The organism is Roseibium sp. M-1 (assembly GCF_054515675.1).
On the sequence record NZ_CM137257.1, the window covers coordinates 3,289,567 to 3,306,324 of the forward strand.

At 61.1% G+C, this 16,758-nt stretch carries 17 protein-coding genes and 1 pseudogene; 12 read left to right on the forward strand and 6 right to left on the reverse strand.

The features are described from left to right. Positions 1-21 precede the first annotated feature (21 nt). Positions 22-1,152, forward strand: coding sequence for a penicillin-insensitive murein endopeptidase (gene mepA / locus ACX3M4_RS14835; RefSeq protein ID WP_459359324.1), 1,131 nt, complete (start codon positions 22-24; stop codon positions 1,150-1,152). Positions 1,153-1,338: 186 nt separating this feature from the next. Here mepA and ACX3M4_RS14840 read toward each other — a convergent pair whose 3' ends face one another. After that, a complete protein-coding gene (locus tag ACX3M4_RS14840) occupies positions 1,339-1,854 on the reverse strand; it encodes a GNAT family N-acetyltransferase (protein ID WP_459359325.1) in 516 nt (171 codons plus the stop codon). Between the two features lie 284 nt (positions 1,855-2,138). Here ACX3M4_RS14840 and lepA point away from each other — a divergent pair, with 284 nt between their 5' ends. From lepA to ACX3M4_RS14860, 4 genes and pseudogenes are all read left to right on the forward strand, one after another. Beyond that, a complete protein-coding gene (gene lepA / locus ACX3M4_RS14845) occupies positions 2,139-3,944 on the forward strand; it encodes a translation elongation factor 4 (RefSeq protein WP_459359326.1) in 1,806 nt (601 codons plus the stop codon). A gap of 426 nt (positions 3,945-4,370) precedes the next feature. Beyond that, complete coding sequence (locus ACX3M4_RS14850) at positions 4,371-4,955, forward strand: PhnA domain-containing protein (RefSeq protein WP_459359327.1); 585 nt, start codon at positions 4,371-4,373, stop codon at positions 4,953-4,955. Between the two features lie 260 nt (positions 4,956-5,215). Then, positions 5,216-5,440, forward strand: a complete 225-nt coding sequence (locus ACX3M4_RS14855) for a type II toxin-antitoxin system CcdA family antitoxin (RefSeq protein ID WP_459359328.1) — start codon at positions 5,216-5,218, stop codon at positions 5,438-5,440. Positions 5,441-5,505: 65 nt separating this feature from the next. Continuing rightward, positions 5,506-5,738 (forward strand): annotated as a pseudogene (locus ACX3M4_RS14860) (CcdB family protein). Here the strand turns inward: ACX3M4_RS14860 and ACX3M4_RS14865 are convergent. Beyond that, positions 5,735-6,574, reverse strand: coding sequence for a LysR family transcriptional regulator (locus tag ACX3M4_RS14865; RefSeq protein WP_459359329.1), 840 nt, complete (start codon positions 6,572-6,574; stop codon positions 5,735-5,737). The pseudogene ACX3M4_RS14860 and the gene ACX3M4_RS14865 sit on opposite strands and share 4 nt — an antisense overlap. Positions 6,575-6,840: 266 nt before the next feature. Here ACX3M4_RS14865 and ACX3M4_RS14870 point away from each other — a divergent pair, with 266 nt between their 5' ends. Then, on the forward strand, positions 6,841-7,245 hold the full coding sequence (locus ACX3M4_RS14870) for a tautomerase family protein (RefSeq protein ID WP_459359330.1): 405 nt from the start codon (positions 6,841-6,843) through the stop codon (positions 7,243-7,245). A gap of 151 nt (positions 7,246-7,396) precedes the next feature. Here the strand turns inward: ACX3M4_RS14870 and ACX3M4_RS14875 are convergent, their stop codons facing one another. Next, positions 7,397-7,534 (reverse strand): hypothetical protein, encoded by a 138-nt coding sequence (locus tag ACX3M4_RS14875; RefSeq protein ID WP_459359331.1) that lies wholly within the window; start codon positions 7,532-7,534, stop codon positions 7,397-7,399. A gap of 135 nt (positions 7,535-7,669) precedes the next feature. On the opposite strand from ACX3M4_RS14875, the gene ACX3M4_RS14880 reads away from it, so the two are divergent. From ACX3M4_RS14880 to pheT, 4 genes are all read left to right on the forward strand, one after another. Then, positions 7,670-8,587 (forward strand): LysR substrate-binding domain-containing protein, encoded by a 918-nt coding sequence (locus tag ACX3M4_RS14880; protein ID WP_459359332.1) that lies wholly within the window; start codon positions 7,670-7,672, stop codon positions 8,585-8,587. Positions 8,588-9,140: 553 nt separating this feature from the next. Further along, positions 9,141-10,223, forward strand: a complete 1,083-nt coding sequence (gene pheS, locus ACX3M4_RS14885) for a phenylalanine--tRNA ligase subunit alpha (protein WP_459359333.1) — start codon at positions 9,141-9,143, stop codon at positions 10,221-10,223. A 25-nt stretch (positions 10,224-10,248) separates the two neighbouring features. After that, on the forward strand, positions 10,249-10,902 hold the full coding sequence (locus ACX3M4_RS14890) for a phenylalanyl-tRNA synthetase subunit alpha (protein WP_459359334.1): 654 nt from the start codon (positions 10,249-10,251) through the stop codon (positions 10,900-10,902). A 60-nt stretch (positions 10,903-10,962) separates the two neighbouring features. Continuing rightward, positions 10,963-13,380 carry a phenylalanine--tRNA ligase subunit beta gene (gene pheT / locus ACX3M4_RS14895; RefSeq protein ID WP_459359335.1) on the forward strand — a complete coding sequence of 806 codons (2,418 nt, stop codon included), beginning with the start codon at positions 10,963-10,965 and terminating at the stop codon, positions 13,378-13,380. Between the two features lie 120 nt (positions 13,381-13,500). Here the strand turns inward: pheT and ACX3M4_RS14900 are convergent, their stop codons facing one another. From ACX3M4_RS14900 to ACX3M4_RS14910, 3 genes are all read right to left on the reverse strand, one after another. Beyond that, entirely contained in the window at positions 13,501-13,839 is a 339-nt protein-coding gene (locus ACX3M4_RS14900; protein WP_459359336.1) for a hypothetical protein, read from the reverse strand. A gap of 202 nt (positions 13,840-14,041) precedes the next feature. After that, on the reverse strand, positions 14,042-14,374 hold the full coding sequence (locus ACX3M4_RS14905) for a hypothetical protein (RefSeq protein ID WP_459359337.1): 333 nt from the start codon (positions 14,372-14,374) through the stop codon (positions 14,042-14,044). A 58-nt stretch (positions 14,375-14,432) separates the two neighbouring features. Further along, positions 14,433-14,741 (reverse strand): hypothetical protein, encoded by a 309-nt coding sequence (locus ACX3M4_RS14910; protein WP_459359338.1) that lies wholly within the window; start codon positions 14,739-14,741, stop codon positions 14,433-14,435. A gap of 138 nt (positions 14,742-14,879) precedes the next feature. Between ACX3M4_RS14910 and ACX3M4_RS14915 the strand changes: the two genes are divergently transcribed. Together ACX3M4_RS14915 and ACX3M4_RS14920 are read left to right on the forward strand one after the other, a co-directional pair. Beyond that, positions 14,880-15,527: a nucleotidyltransferase family protein gene (locus ACX3M4_RS14915; RefSeq protein WP_459359339.1), complete on the forward strand. Its 648-nt coding sequence runs from the start codon at positions 14,880-14,882 to the stop codon at positions 15,525-15,527. 345 nt (positions 15,528-15,872) lie between these two features. Continuing rightward, a complete protein-coding gene (locus ACX3M4_RS14920; protein ID WP_459359340.1) occupies positions 15,873-16,688 on the forward strand; it encodes a substrate-binding periplasmic protein in 816 nt (271 codons plus the stop codon). The last annotated feature ends 70 nt before the right edge of the window (positions 16,689-16,758 follow it).

Here is a 16,758-nt window from a genome sequence, read left to right on the forward strand (position 1 = left end):
TCCGTTGTGACTTTAGGGAGTGTGAAGACGGGGAAGACCACCGCGACCGGCGGCGGCATGACACGGGCGCGACGGTTTGCAGTGCTGGCAGCATTTGCCGCGCTGCCGCTAACCGGCTTCCTTTCGTCCGAAGTTCGGGCGGCAGGCGCACCGGTCCCCGTCTCCAAGCCCTCCTCCACCTCCACCGTTGCGACACCACCGGCCGACGAGACCTACACACCAAGCGTCGAGCTTATTGCCGGGGTTCCCGTTCCTGAGAAAAAGCGTGCCGTGCCGGAAGGCTACGCTGCCGAAAGGCCGAGGCTCGTTCTTCGCAGCGACCAGCCGGCCAAGGATTACTTCGGGGCAGCAAACGGCCCGGCAAACCTGAAGGCCCGTTCGATTGGTTCCTATGCCAAGGGCTGTCTTGCGGGCGGCGCTTCGCTGCCGGTCGACGGCAAGACCTGGCAGGTGATGCGGCTGTCACGGAACCGCAACTGGGGCCATCCGGCCCTGATCGACTATCTCGAGGACCTCGCCAACGACGCGCCGAAAGTGGGCTGGAACGGTCTCCTGGTCGGCGATCTTGCCCAACCACGCGGCGGGCCGATGACATCCGGCCACGCCAGCCACCAGATCGGCCTCGACGCGGATATCTGGCTGACGGAAATGCCCGGCCGGCGCCTCTCCAGTCAGGAACGCGAAGACATTTCCGCGATCTCCATGCTGATCGGACCCATGGACGTCAAGGGTGCCGACAGACGGGTCGATCCGAGGAAATGGACAGACACCCATGCAAGGCTGATCCGGCGTGCGGCATCCGACAACCGCGTTGCCCGCATCTTCGTCAATCCGACCATCAAGAAGGCCCTATGCGATTTCGAGCGGGGTTCTGACCGGTCCTGGCTGCGCAAGGTGCGGCCCTGGTGGGGGCATCATTATCATTTCCATGTCCGGCTTTCCTGCCCGGCCGGCAGCGCCGGCTGCGAAAACCAGAACCCGCCGCCTCCCGGCGACGGCTGCGGATCGGACCTGACCTACTGGCTGTCGGACGAACCCTGGGTGCCGAAAAACCCGCCGAAACCGGGTGAGAAACCGAAGGTGGTCAAGAAACGCCCGATGGCCCTGGCAGCGCTGCCCAATGACTGCCGCGAGGTACTGACCGCGAATTAGAGCTTTCCCCCTCTTGTCTCCCCAGCCTGAGCGAAGCGAAGACCCGGGACCCAGGTTTCCCGGGCGGTTGGGTTTGCGCGCAACAGCAGTCGATGAAGAAACCTGGGTTTCTGCTGGAGTTTATGCGCGCGAAAGCGGGTGCGGAGATGACACTTTTTTGGGGGGGCGTGCCTCGTCGCGAAAAACCTACCTCTCCGGCGCTTCCATCGTGCCCAGAACCTTCGTCAGCAGCACCAGGTCCAGCCAGCGGCCGAATTTGGTGCCGGCTTCCGGCAGGCGGCCGGTCACTTCGAAGCCGAGTTTCCGGTGGAGGGCGATAGAGGCCGCGTTTTCGCCATCGACGACACCGACGAGCAGATGCAGGCCGCTGACCTTGGCAATGCCAATCAGTTCGCTCAAAAGCAGAGCACCGATGCCCCGGCCGTGAACTCCCGGATCGACATAGACGGAATGCTCCGCCGTCAGCCGGTAGCCTTCGCGCGGCCGGAAAGGACCGAAACTGGCAAAGCCCTGCACGTCCCCAGCATCGCTCAACGCGACCAGAACCGGCAGTCCGTCACGGATACGGCCCTCGTACCAGGTCAGGCGGTCGTCGAGGGTTTCCTCGATATTGGTCCAGGCGGCCGTGGTTTCGCGGACGGCCTGATTATAAATGGCAAGCAAAGCAGGAATGTCGCCGGGCTCGGCGTTGCGGATCTTCATTGAGGTCCCTGAGAAAGCGTTGTCCAAATGGTCTAAACAATTGCTAACACAGGCGGTAACCGCCTTGAAGGCCTTTCGCAGCTGGTGGGCTGGCCGGCCTCGCCCTTTTGGCGAAAATGCACCTCGACAGGGCGCGATCGGAACCCCGGCCCGCCTCCATGCAGGCCGATTTTGCAACTCGCCTGCTTCCAACGGGCGAACAAAGACGAAAAACCCGCCGATCCCGGTGCATGGACGCATCAAATCCCTTTGCGAACAGGCGGCTCGGTGATAAACGGGCGGCCATGACGACGCAGAAGCTTTCCAACATCCGCAACTTTTCCATCGTGGCCCATATCGATCACGGCAAGTCGACCCTCGCCGACCGCCTGATCCAGATGACCGGCACGCTGACCGACCGCGAAATGACCGAGCAGGTCCTCGATAGCATGGATATCGAGCGCGAGCGCGGCATCACGATCAAGGCCCAGACCGTGCGCCTGATCTACAATGCCAAGGACGGCCAGCAATATACGCTGAACCTCATCGACACCCCGGGCCATGTCGACTTCGCCTATGAAGTGTCCCGCTCGCTGGCGGCCTGTGAAGGTTCGCTGCTGGTGGTCGATGCCTCGCAGGGCGTGGAAGCGCAGACGCTCGCCAACGTCTACCAGGCGATCGACAACGACCACGAGATCGTCACCGTCCTCAACAAGATCGACCTGCCCGCGGCCGAACCGGACCGCATCAAGGAACAGATCGAGGACGTGATCGGCATCGATGCTTCGGAAGCCTGCATGATCTCCGCCAAGACCGGTCTTGGTGTCGACGACGTGCTGGAAGCGATCGTCGCCAGACTGCCGGCGCCGGAAGGCGACCCGAACGACACGTTGAAGGCGATGCTCGTCGACAGCTGGTACGACACCTATCTCGGCGTCATGGTTCTGGTGCGCATCATCGATGGCTCCCTCAAGAGGGGCCAGCGCATCAAGATGATGGGCACGGGCGCTGCCTATGACGTCGACCGAGTCGGCGTCATGACGCCGAAGTTCCTGCAGGTGGACGAGCTGAAGGCCGGCGAAATCGGCGTCATCACCGGCTCCATCAAGGAAGTGGCCGACACCCGCGTCGGCGATACGATCACCCTGGAAAAGAAGCCCTGCACGAAGGCCCTGCCGGGCTTCAAGCCGGCCCAGCCGGTCGTCTTCTGCGGTCTCTTCCCGGTCGATGCCAACGACTTTGAGGACCTGCGCGCTGCCATGGGCAAGCTGCGCCTCAACGATGCGTCCTTCTCCTATGAAATGGAAACGTCGGCCGCGCTCGGCTTCGGCTTCCGCTGCGGTTTCCTCGGACTTCTGCACCTGGAAATCATCCAGGAGCGGCTCTACCGCGAATTCGACCTCGACCTCATCGCGACCGCACCGTCGGTGGTCTACCAGATGAGCCTCACGGACGGGTCCGACGTGGAGCTGCACAATCCGGCCGACATGCCGGACGTCGTCAAGATCAGTGAAATCCGCGAGCCGTGGATCCGCGCCACCATCATGACGCCGGACGACTACCTCGGCGGCATCCTGAAACTGTGCCAGGAGCGGCGCGGCGTCCAGGTGGATCTGTCCTATGTCGGTTCGCGTGCACTCGTCGCCTATGACCTGCCGCTCAACGAAGTCGTCTTCGACTTCTACGACCGGCTGAAGTCGATCTCCAAGGGCTACGCCTCCTTCGACTACCAGCTTTCGGACTACCGCGCCGGCGACCTCGTCAAGATGTCGATCCTCGTCAACGAGGAACCGGTCGACGCGCTGTCGGTTCTCGTGCACCGCAGCCAGGCGGAACGCCGCGGCCGCGCCATGTGCGAGAAGCTGAAGGAGCTGATCCCGCGGCACATGTTCAAGATCCCGATCCAGGCGGCCATCGGCGGCCGCGTGATCGCCCGCGAGACGATCTCGGCCCTGCGCAAGGACGTGACCGCCAAGTGCTACGGCGGCGATGCCACGCGTAAACGGAAACTGTTGGAAAAGCAGAAGGCCGGCAAAAAGAAGATGCGCCAGTTCGGCAAGGTCGAAATCCCGCAGGAAGCCTTCATCCAGGCCCTGAAGATGGATGAGTGAGCCTCGGTCACGCTTCGCGTGATCGATTGATCCAGTGGATCAATCGAAGAGGCGAACGCACGCGAGGGTAAGGCGCAAAGCGCCGTCGAGCGGGCAGTTGCAGTCAGGCTTTGCCTGACGCAAAGGTCTGGTGGACCTTTGCGAGCTGCGAACGCACGCGAGTGCAAGGCACGAAGTGCCGTCGAGCGGGCAGACGCGCTCACATGGAATGTGATCGATCGATCCAGTGGATCGATCGAAGAAGCGAACGCCTGTGAGTGTAAGGTGCGCAGCACCGTCGAACAGGCAGACCGCGGTCAGGCTCTGCCTGAAGTGAAGGCCCAGTGGACCATTGTGAGCCTCGAACGCACGCGAGTGTAAGGCCCGAAGGGCCGTCGAGCGGGCAGACGCGGCCGAGTTCTGCACGACAAATAACAAGGAACCGCCATGAGCCTCGAACAGACCCTCCGCGACCGCGCCTCCAACGCCTGCGAAATGTGCGGTTCCACCGAGGCCCTGCAGCCGTTCGACGTCGGCCTTGACGGGGACGGCTCTGAGGCAATGGCGATCTTCGCCTGTTCCACCTGCGCCGACCAGATCGGCGGTCAGTCGGAGGTCGACCCCAAGCACTGGCTTTGCCTCAACGAGGCCGCGTGGAGCCAGGTTCCTCCGGTTCAGGTGACAGCCTATCGACTGCTGACGAAGATGCCGAACGAAAGCTGGGCCCGCGACCTCCTCGACATGCTCTATCTGGATGACGAGACCCTTGCCTGGGCAAAGGCGGGACTGGCTCCCTCGGCAACCGCCGAAGACGGCGGCGTCGTCCACAAGGACACCCACGGCGCCGTCCTTGCCGCCGGCGACACGGTGACCCTGATCAAGGATCTCAAGGTCAAGGGCGCCAATTTCACCGCCAAGCGCGGCACCGCCGTGCGCAACATCAGCCTCGTCGCGGACAACCCGACCCAGATCGAAGGCCGGGTGAACGACCAGCGGATCGTCATTCTGACCGAGTTTGTGAAGAAGGCCTGAGGCGCTTCTTCATTGTCAGGAGCCCTCCATCGTCATCCCGGCCAAGCGAAGCGCGAGCCGGGACCGGGGAGGCAAAAGACTTGCTTTCATTGGAATTTACTTCGTCTGCCCCGGTTCCCCGGTCCCGGATCTCCGCTTCGCTGCGTCCGGGATGACGCGCTGAGAGGTTTTTAGAGGTCTGTGACCTCACGTCCTATCCGTTCCCTCCCTTGCCTATTTCGTCCGCCAATGTAATCTCGTTCCGGTTGGTGGAGAGCAGTATGGCACCCAGGACAACAGTCACAGTTTCAGTCGATCCAAGGCTGGCAAAACAAGCCGGCGACCTCAAGGTCGACCTCAACAAGGCCGCCGAAGAAGGGCTGAGCCAGGCCATTCGTGCCGAGCGGGAACGGCTGTGGCGCCTGGAGAACGCGGCTGCGATTGAGGCTGCAAATGCTTTTGTCGAGGAACATGGCCTTCCCTTCGGACCGCACCGGCAGTTCTGATGGCAAGATTCGACGTTCACCGTCTTGAGAATTCAACAACGCTCGCGCTAGAGCTTCAGGCCAATATGCTCGGCGGCTTCAACTCGCGGGTCGTTGCACCTCTGGTTCCGACCAGCGACCTCTCAGCCCATATTTCGCGATTGAACCCGGTTTTGCCATTAATGGCCAGAACTTTGTGATGTTGACACAGCATCTGGCTGCCGTCCCGGTGCGGGAACTCGGTGATGTTGTGTGCTCGCTGGCTGATCGCCGTGACAGCATTACCGGGGCAACCGATTTTCTGTTCCAAGGCTACTAAAGCGTTTCCTGAAACGCTCTCAGGATTGCCGAGCCGATCGTCGGCTTTTCGCGGCAGAAAAGCGTCATCTTCGTCTTCGGTAAATCCGGTAGCTTAAAGAGATCTCCAACCTCCCGGCAGCCGTCCGGAATATTGCGCCGGTCGAGGCAGCCGATGCCGAGGCCGGCGGAGACGGCGGCCTGGATGGCCCCGACGCCGGTGCCCGTGAAGGCATCCTCGTAAGGGATCCCCGCCTCTTTCAGGGTTTCCGTCGCCAGGCGCCGCAAGGCGCAGCTCTCCGAAAGCGCCACCAACGGAAAGGGAGCGCCGGTCTTCCAGGTGAAATTACGCGCAGCGACCCAGGTCAGGTCCTCCTCGAAGGCGACCTGGCCGGTGCCGTCAACATCCTCCGAGCGGACCATCACAGCGCTGTACAGACCGGCCTTGAAGTCGTTGTAGAGCGTGTCGGAATAGCCGACGGAGACATGCAGGCGATGCTCGGGAAGTGCACGGCTGAGGCCGGCGACGATAGCGGGCAGGCGGCCGCCGGCGGCGTGATCCGAAATGCCGAAAAGGAGGCGCTTTTGCACTTCAGGTCCGGAGACGCGCGCGGCAACCCGGTCGTGCAGGTCGATCAGGCTTCGGGCGTCGCTTAGAAAACGGGCACCGAAGCTCGTCAGCCGTACCGAGCGCGGCGAACGGCTAAGCAGGACATCGCCGAGCCTTTCCTCCAGTTTCTTGATTTTCAAACTGACGCCGGACTGGCTCGCACCGGTCATCTGGCCCGCGCGGGTGAAGCTGCCGGTTTCGGCGACGCGCACGAAGGCGCGCAGAAGGTCCATGTCGAGATCGGTCATTCGGCCATTATAATTTCTGATTTTTGAAATATCAAAGATTTGTTTTTCTAATTAATCCCGAGCCATTAGGTTTGTTTCACCAACCCACAATGCAGGTTAGCCCCCTCTCCCATGGGGAGAGGGCTGGGGTGAGGGGTTCAGGCGCCGCTTGTTGATCGAAAGGTCTGCCCCCTCACCCGGACCTACGGTCCGACCTCGCCCAATGGGAGAGGTAATTTGGGTCAACGATACGAACTGGCTGGGCCGACCAGCCGATGGAGAGCACGATGCCGCTGACAAACGTTTCCATTCTGAAGGGCACCCGGACGGATGCCCAGAAGACTGCCATTCTCGACGAGATTTACCAGGCGATGCGCGAGACCTTCGACGTGCCGATGGACGACAAGTTCATGATGATCACCGAACACGGCCGGTCAGACTTCCTGTTCGGGCGCCACTATCTGAATATCGCCCGCTCCGACGATCTGATCATCATCCAGCTGACGGTCAGCGACACCCGCACGGCGGAGAAGAAGAAGGCTCTCTTCAACCGCATCGCCCGGGGCCTGGCGCGTGAGGTTGGCATCCGGCCGGAAGACATCTTCATCAATCTGATTGAGACAAAAATGGAGAACTGGTCCTTCGGCAACGGCGTCGCGCAATATGCGGACAGGCTGCCGGTTGCTGTCTGAGACAGAAAGCGGACCCCCTTAAAACAGAAACGGCGCCGGGCTGTCCGCCCTGGCGCCGTTTTCTGGTTTTCTCGTTTGGTCCAATCGGCCGCTCCATCAGGGAGGGTCGATCAGAGGATCTTGTGACCGGCGTTTCAGCCGGTCGTTAGCCTTAGCGCCGGTTGAGCGGCAGGTCGGCGAGTTCGCGCTGGGACATGCGCACGATTGCCGGATGGGACAGCGGGTCGGTGCGGTCGTAAGCGGAAGCCGGACGAGCGGTGAGCTGGCGGCGCATAAACAGTTTCATCATGAGTTTCACTTTCCTTATTGTTGTTTTTTGCATGGCCAAATTCCTTTGTAATGAATTTAGCTATGCTCCCTATATACGTGCCTGCGCCTCAGAAAAAAATCGACTTCTTCTGCGTTTCGATTTAGCTTTTCTAAAATGAAAAACCTCAACCAGATCCATCTCTCGGGCCTGAGGGCCGTGGAAGCCGTCATGCGCCTCGGTTCGGCAAAAGCGGCAGCGGACGCGCTCGGCGTCACTGTCGGCGCCGTCAGCCAGCAGGTGCAGAAGACCGAGGCCCAGCTAGGCGTGCAGCTTTTCGAGCGGCAGAACCGGATGCTGCTGCCAACCGCGCATATGCTGGCGATGCAGCCGCATCTGACCAGCGCGATGTCGTCTCTGGCGACTGCAATTGCCACCACCCAGCGCGGCCGCGAGGATGCGCTCACGATTTCGGTCGCGCCCGTCTTTGCCGGCAAGTGGCTTGTCTGGCACCTGAAGGATTTCAGCAAGGCCCATCCGGGCATTCGCGTCCGGGTGGAGGCAACTGTCGATCTTGTCGATCCGGACACAAGCGATGTCGACCTCTGCATCCGCGTCGGCAAGGGGCCCTATCCCGGCGTCAAGGCCGAGCAATTGCTACAACAACGGGTGTTTCCGGTCATGAGCCCGGCGCTGGCCAGACAGGTCGGGGAGCCGAAAGACATCGGCAAACTGCCGATCATCCGCGATCCGGGACAGATGTTCACCTGGAAGACCTGGCTCGATCTTTTCGGTCTCGACGAAAGCATCCTGCAGGATGGCCCGACCTTCTCCGACGGCTCGCTGTGCCTCGACGCAGCCATTGCCGGCCAGGGCGTCTTTCTCGCCTGGGAAACGCTTGCCGTCTACGCCGTCAAATCCGGCCAGGTCATCGCCCCCTTCCCCGAGCGCCCGGCGACGGGCAGCGCCTACTGGCTGATCAGCGGCAGGAATGCTCCGCAGACCAAGGCCAAGAAGGCTTTCGGCGACTGGCTGCGCAAGGAGCTGCAGGCCTCGATCGGGAGACCGAAGGGGGCGGATGTGGTGGTGGATTGAGGCCTTGCCCCACTTCCGTTCATTCCGGACAAGTCTAGCATAGCTGCGCTTGTCCATACATGACAGTGGGGTCGCGAGCGATCGTGCCCGAAAATTCCTCCTCATCCTGAGGAAGCGCGTCAGCGCTGTCTCGCAGGATGGGCGGCACGCTTAGAACAAGCGGCCCATCCTTCGAGACGGACCTGAAGGTCCTCCTCAGGATGAGGGTAAGAATGCCTGAAAACGTCTCCCCCATTTCCGCTTGCCTTCCCCCGGCCTTTCGCTACATTGGCGGCCCATGAGTAACCGCGCCGCATATCTCTGCCTCTCCTGCCCAGGCCATGACACCTGCCGGCTTGATGTCGATGCCGTGCGCCTCATCGAGCTGCAGGGCCCAGCCTGCGGGCGATTTACGCGCTAACGCGCTTTATTCCCGGCACTTTTCCCGTCTCCGGGTTCTCACGCAATAATGCATATCTGGCCGTGGCAATCGGCGTCATTATTCGCTAAAAGACCCCGACTTTCTGTTTCGACTTGAAGCGCGCGCCGCGCGCGAACCGACGACCGAGTACGCATGTCCAATCTCGACACACTTGAATCCGATCTTCTGGCCGCAATCGAAGGCGCCGGGACCGAAGCCGCCCTGGAAGAGATCCGCGTCGGCGCGCTTGGCAAGAAGGGATCGATCTCCGAGCAGATGAAGACGCTCGGCAAGATGACCCCGGAAGAACGCCAGGTGATGGGCCCGGCCCTCAACGGCCTCAAGGCCAAGATCACCGACGCCATCTCCGCCCGCAAGGACGTGCTGGCGGAGGCGGCCCTTGAAGCTCGCCTTGCCAGCGAGAAGGTCGACATCACCCTGCCGCTGCGCGCCTCGCCGACGGAAACCGGCCGGATCCACCCGGTCAGCCAGGTTGTCGACGAGTTGACGGCGATTTTTGCCGACATGGGTTTTTCCGTCGCCGAAGGTCCGGATATCGAAACAGATGAGCTGAACTTCACCGCGCTGAACTTCCCCGAAGGCCATCCGGCGCGCGAGATGCACGACACGTTCTTCTTCAATCCGAAAGAAGACGGCGAACGGCTACTGCTGCGCACTCATACCTCGCCGGTGCAGATCCGCACCATGCGTGAGCAGGAACCGCCGATCCGCGTCATCATTCCGGGCCGAACCTATCGCTGCGACAGCGACCAGACCCACACGCCGATGTTCCACCAGGTGGAAGGCCTCGTCATCGACAAGGGCAGCCATTTCGGCCATCTGAAATGGGTGCTGCGCGAGTTCTGCAAGGCCTTCTTCGAAGTCGACGACATCAAGATGCGCTTCCGCCCGAGCTTCTTCCCCTTCACCGAGCCGTCCATGGAAGTCGACATCCAGTGCGACCGCTCCGGTGGCGAGGTGAAGATCGGCCAGGGCGAGGACTGGCTGGAGATCCTTGGCTGCGGCATGGTCCATCCGAACGTCATCCGCAATTGCGGCCTCGACCCGGATGTCTACCAGGGCTTTGCCTGGGGCATGGGCATCGACCGCATCGCCATGCTGAAATACGGCATGCCCGACTTGCGCGCTTTCTTCGACGCCGATGTCCGCTGGATCCAGCACTACGGCTTCCGCCCGCTCGACCTGCCGACGCTGTTCGGCGGCCTGTCCAGTTAACCGCCTGATTTGGGGGCGTTCATCCATGTCATTCATGATCCGCATCGTCGTCACGACCGTTCTGCTGATAGCTGCCGTTCTTCCCGCGGCAGCCCAGACGGCTGACCAGGACACGCGTGTTGCAACGCCGACTTCTTTCCTCGAAGCCTGCGCGGAAAAGATCGAGGAACGGGGCCGGCTGCGGTTCTGCGACACCTATTTCAAGGACAAGCTCGGCACAGAGGCCGACGCGCTGCTTTACCTGCGCGACCGCATCACACGGCTGCGGGCCGGTCATGAAGCGAGTTCGGCAGAGAAATACCAGAGCTTCCTGCAGGCGATCTATATCGTGGCGTTTCTGACGATCGCCTCGATCGTCCTGATCGCCAGCGACCGGCGCATCGGCGGCACCGCCAAGTGGGCGGGCCTCACCAGCACGGCTGCGCTTCTGGTAATGGTGGTGATCGTTGCCATGGGCTGGCTCGGCAAATACCGGGCCGAGTATGCCGCCCAGATCGAGTTTGGCATCCTGCGCGACCGCATAGAGACGGAGGCTGCCCAGGCAATCGCCACCAAGCAGCAGATCACACCGCAGATGGTGCGTGGCTGGACGCAGGACTTTTCCGAGATCGGCCGCCGCTTTGCCCAAAACTACGGCGCGGCAACGATCCTCCCGGAAGTGGACCGCCTTGGCAACTGACACCTTTCGACCCGTTTCGCGGTCTTCGCGTGCCGCACCCCGTTTGAAGAGACTTGAACAATGAAATTCACCCTTTCCTGGCTCAAGGAGCATCTGGAAACCGACGCCAGCCTGGAGGAGATCGTAGACCGTCTCACCCTGATCGGGCTTGAAGTCGAGGAGGTCACCAACCAGGCCGACCGCTTGAAGCCGTTCCGGATCGCCAGGGTTCTGGAAGCCGAGCAGCATCCGAATGCGGACCGCCTGCGGGTTCTGAAGGTCGACACGGGCGAAGGCGACCCGGTGCAGGTCGTTTGCGGCGCTCCCAATGCCCGCGCCGGTCTCGTCGGCGTGCTCGGCAAGCCGGGCGACTATGTCCCTGGCCTCAATGTCACGCTCTCGGTCGGAAAGATCCGGGACGTCGAAAGCTTCGGCATGATGTGCTCGGAGCGCGAACTGGAACTGTCCGAAGAGCATGACGGCATCATCGACCTGCCGGAAGATGCGCCCGTTGGCATGTCATACGCCAAGTGGGCGGGCCTCGACGAGCCGGTGATCGAGATCGGCCTCACGCCGAACCGTCCGGACTGCACCGGTGTCTACGGCATTGCCCGCGACCTCGCGGCCGCCGGCCTCGGCAAGCTGAAGGAACGCAGCCACGAACAGATCCGCGGCAGCTTCCCCTGCCCGGTCACGGTGACGCTCGATTTCGGCGACACCAAGCCGATGTGCAAGGCCTTCGGCCTGCGTCTCGTCAAGGGCGTCAAGAACGGCCCGTCGCCGAAATGGCTGCAGGACAGGCTGACGGCCATCGGCCTTCGCCCGATCAATGCCCTCGTCGACATGACCAACTACATCACTTTCGACCAGGGCCGGCCGCTGCACGTCTTCGATGCCGACAAGGTGCACGGCAATCTCGTCGTCCGCCGCGGCAAAAAGGGCGAGACGATCGATGGCCTCAATGGCAAGAGCTATGAGCTCGACGAGACGATCTGCGTCATTTCCGACGACAACGGTGTGGAAAGCCTTGGCGGCATTCTCGGCGGCGAGCCGTCCGGCTGCACCGAGGACACCGTCAACGTCCTGATCGAGTCCGCTCTCTGGGACGAAGACGGCATTGCCTCAACCGGCCGCAAGCTTGGCGTGAACACCGATGCGCGCTACCGGTTCGAGCGCGGCGTCGACCCGAACTACATGATGCCGGGGCTGGAATATGCCACCCGCATGGTGCTGGACCTGTGCGGCGGCGAACCGTCCGAAGCGATCCAGGCCGGCGAGGTGCCGGACAGCAGCAACATCATCAATTTCCCCTACTCCGAGATCAAGCGCCTCTCCGGTGTCGATATTCTGCCGGCGGAAGCCAATGTCACGCTGAAGGCGCTCGGCTTCTGGATCTCCGGATCCGGCGAGACAGTGAAGGTCGCAGCTCCCAGCTGGCGGCCGGACATTGAGGGCAAGGCTGACCTCGTGGAAGAAGTCGTGCGGATCATCGGTCTGGAACGGGTGCCATTCACGCCGCTGCCGCCCACCGGCACTGTCGGCCAGAAGGTCCTGACCACCGGCCAGATCCGCCGCGGCAAGGCCCGGCGGGCGCTTGCCACCCGTGGTTTCAACGAAGCGGTCACCTGGTCGTTCATCGCGAAGGATCAGGCGGCGCTTTTCGGTGGCGGCAGTGCCGCACTGGAGCTAGCCAACCCGATCTCCAGCGAGATGACCGACATGCGGCCAAGCCTGCTGCCGGGTCTGCTTGCCGCCGCACAGCGCAATGCCGACCGCGGCCACGGCGACGTTGCCCTCTTCGAAATCGGACAGGTGTTCGAGAACGATACGCCGGAGGGCCAGAAGATGGTCGCCGCCGGTGTGCGCCGCGGCACGGCAAAGCTCGCCGGCGCCGGCCGTCATTGGTCGGGCACATCCAGGATCGTGGACGTCTTCGACGCCAAGGCGGACGCCGAAGCGGCACTGGCCGCCATCGGCGCGCCGGTCGACAAGCTGATGGTGATGGCAGATGCTCCGGCAACCTTCCATCCGGGCCGCTCCGGCTGCCTGAAGCTGGGCCCGAAGAACACGCTTGCCGTCTTCGGCGAAGTTCATCCGCGCACGCTGGCAGCGCTCGATATCGAAGGACCGCTGGTGGCGTTCGAGATCTATCTCGATGCACTGCCCGAACCGAAGGGCAAGGGTGGCCGCTCCAAGGGTGCGTTCAACGTCAGCGGCCTGATGCCGGTCCAGCGCGACTTTGCCTTCCTTGTCGGCAAGGATGTCTCCGCGGAGGCCCTCCTGAAAGCTGCCCGCGGTGCGGAGAAGACCCTGATCGAGGACGTTACGCTGTTCGACATCTATGAGGGCCAGGGGGTACCGGAAGGCCAGAAGTCGGTCGCCATCGACGTGACGCTGCAGCCGCGCCAGAAGACCCTGACCGACGAAGAAATCGACGCGGTCGCGAAGAAGATCATCGCCAGCGTCGAGAAGGCAACCGGCGGCACGCTGCGCGGATAGGATTGAAGCGGCTCAAGATCGGCGGACGCACAACCGGAATCGGTTGAGCGTCCAAAAGCTGATCGATCTTGAGATGTGCTGGAAAACGGCCGCACGGAAATTCCGCGCGGCCGTTTTCGTTTAGCGGTTGTTCTGGCTGGGCTCGACGCAGACCTGAACCGAGCATCTTGGACTGTCGGTCGTCGGTACGTGGGTGGTGCGAACCGCCTGGCCTGCAAAACAATGGTTCCGGCTCACCACATAGCGGTCGAACTTGTGGGGCCCGGTCTTCAGGTTGATGCCGCCGAACCGGCGGATCAGGTCGTGGGTCTGGGCACAGGTCAACTGCGTGGTGTCCGGCTGCCGCCGGGTCTGGGCTTCCGCCGGCATGGCGGCCCAAAGCAGGGCGCAAAAACCCAGGCCCGCGAGCGACGTCCGCCCTGCAATCGATAGCTGTGTCTCAGTATTATTCCCGATCATCGCAAGACCTTTCCTGAGAACTCAGGCCAATCCATGTATTAAAGGGCAGTGATTTCCAGAATTAGGCAATCCCGGTTTCATAATTGTGAAGAAGCCCGGAATTGCAACAGGTTAATGCCCCCGGATCCTGCAAAGCCCGGAAAAGAGCAAAATGTTTTTTGACAAAGTCCCGCCACCGCAGCGCTTTGGAGTATCGATGCTCTCACCTTTGTCCGCGGTTCTGGTAACACCGGTAGCCGACAGAGCATTGGGGATTGTCCTTGGTCGGTGCGAATTTTGCCCGCACCTGCGCGTTCCTCGGCTCGCAATAGCGGCCGTTGGCGACGAAGCGGTCAAAGGTGGACGGTCCGGTTGTCAGCACAATCGTGCCGCGCTGGCGCACAAGGTCCTGGGCCTGGCTGCAAGTCATCCGGCGTGTGTCCGGACGAGCTTCCTGCGCCTGCACCGTCACGCTGGCCCCGGCAAGAAGGCACCCGGCTGTGACCAGCGCAGCACCCCTCGTCCGAAGCCATCTCCTGTTGCAGTTGCCAAACATTACAAGCTCCAGCCATTCAGTCTTCAATGATTTCCAGAAGGTGATCCCTCGGCGTGCCTCAGTCGAACCTCCACGGCTGTGGATCGATGCAGCGGGAGACCCTGCACTTTCTTGCGTCCTTTGTCGGTACATAGTCCCAGCGTGTTATCTGGCCATGCTGGCAAAAATTCGTGTTCGACACATAGCGGTCGAACGTATACTGCCCGGTGCTCAAAACCACGGCGCCGTTCTGGTTGATCATCGACTGAACCTGGGCGCATGTCATCGCGTTGGAATTGGGCCGGGCGGCGGCTGGACCTGTCGTGACAAGGACCGATGCAAATCCGAAGAGGACCGCGCGGGCCAGTTTGTTCGAGAAGCTGCTCATCTAAAAAATCCTGAAAGAACGAAGTCACCTCAAGGAGATGGCGCTGGCCGCCGCCGAGTCAAGGTTTTCTGCGTGCCTGCTGCTGGTTCCGGCACGATCAGAATCGGGTAACTTGCCCCCTTGGACGAGGAGCTGCAGATGAGCATCGAAACGACCTTTCAGGACAGCGACTTGCCACTCGGTGATCCCTATGCGGTTCCGGAAGAAACCCGCCTCGCCCGCCTGGAAAATATCCTGCGGTCCGCGCCGCATGTCATGGAAATCCTGACGGCGATACGCGATCTCGGTCTGCCCGATGCCTGGCTTGTGTCGGGAGGTCTCTACCAGACCGCCTGGAACGCGCTGACGGGACGGCCGCTGATGCATGGCATCAAGGATTTCGATGTCATCTATTTCGACGGCACCGACCTCTCCTACGAAGCCGAGGACGCGATTATCAAGAAGGTCAACGCCGCCCTGCCCCGCCTTGCACCGCTGCTGGAAGTCAGAAATCAGGCCCGTGTACACCTCTGGTATCAGCAACGCTTCGGCCGCCCCTACCGGCCGCTCGACTGCTCCATGGACGCGCTCACGACTTATGCGGCCCGCACGCACGCCGTCGCCGCAAGACTGAAGGCGGAGGGAGGGATGGCGCTGCATGCCCCTTTCGGCCTCGCCAATCTCTTCGCCATGCGGCTGGTGCCGAATTATTCCCAGCCCAACCCGGAGACCTACGCGGAAAAGGCCGCACGGATGCAGGCCTTGTGGCCTGAGCTGTCGGTGGAACCGTGGAGTGAGCAGGCGTAGTTCGCTCACCACCGCTGTGCGAACTGTGCCCACAGCGTTTGGTTCTTGTTGCAGTTGATATTTGTCCAAACCGGGTTTCCGGAGGGCAACATCGATCACAATTGCGAGTTCGGCGGGGCTTTTAGCAACTTCAGATAGTAAATTTGTAGAAAACTACTGATATTGATATCCATATTTTCTGCAGCTATAAATCGTATCAAGACATAAATTTACCCAGTCACGCATATTCAGTTTACGCTTCATTATTTTGCAAATAATAATCTATTTTTACTTTTCTAACTCCTGAAGCAATTTGTTCGTGCCCCGGCTTCAGGCCTGCAAAGCGCAGCGGGACGGAATTTGAATATGGCAGATCAAAAAACCCCGAAAGGGTTTGCGAACAACTTGGCCAATCTATTGGAAGCGGTCGTTGTTGCCTGCCTGATAATGTTCACCGCCCCGGCATTCATTCCACCCGCAGCTCAGGCTGAAGCCTTCCCGAACCTCAAACTACTGACCGAGGAGTGGCGACCGTATCACTACGTGGATGACGGTGTGGCGAAGGGGCAAACAGTCGATCTTCTGGTCCAAATCTTGCGGAAAGTCGGATCGAAACAGGGCCGCGAAGATATCGTTGTTCTCCCATGGGCGCGGGCCTACCTGCAGGCACAGCATGAACCGAACACGGTCCTTTTCTCGACGAGCCGCACGCCTGAAAGAGAAAGGCTATTCAAGTGGGCAGGCCCGATCCTGAAGTTCGAATCCTACTTCATTGGCAAAAAAGAAAGAAACTTCAGAATTCAGAAGTCTGAAGACCTCCATAAATACAAGGTTGGCGTAATCATCGACAGCGCAAGCGCCCTTATTGCCAAGCGGCACGGGATACCGGAAGCGAACACGACAGTAAACAGCCAGGGTATTTTCAATATCAAGATGCTGGCGGCCGACCGAATTGATTTCATTCCGATCCAGTGGGAGAATTTTGAAAGGCTCGCTGCCGAGGCAGGCGTCGATCCCACCGAATATGAGACCGTGTTTCTTGCGGACACCGTTCAATTGAACTTCGCCTTTAGCCTCAATACGCCGGATTGGGTCGTGGAACGGTTTCAGGAAGCTTTTGAGGAAATAACCCTCAAGGAACAGGAAGACAGTTCCGGCGAAAGCACCCGTGAACTCAACTAAGCCGCTCCAAACGACCCAGGAGAGCAACTGACAGACAGTGTTCGAGCGCTCCACCGGGTCCGATCAAACG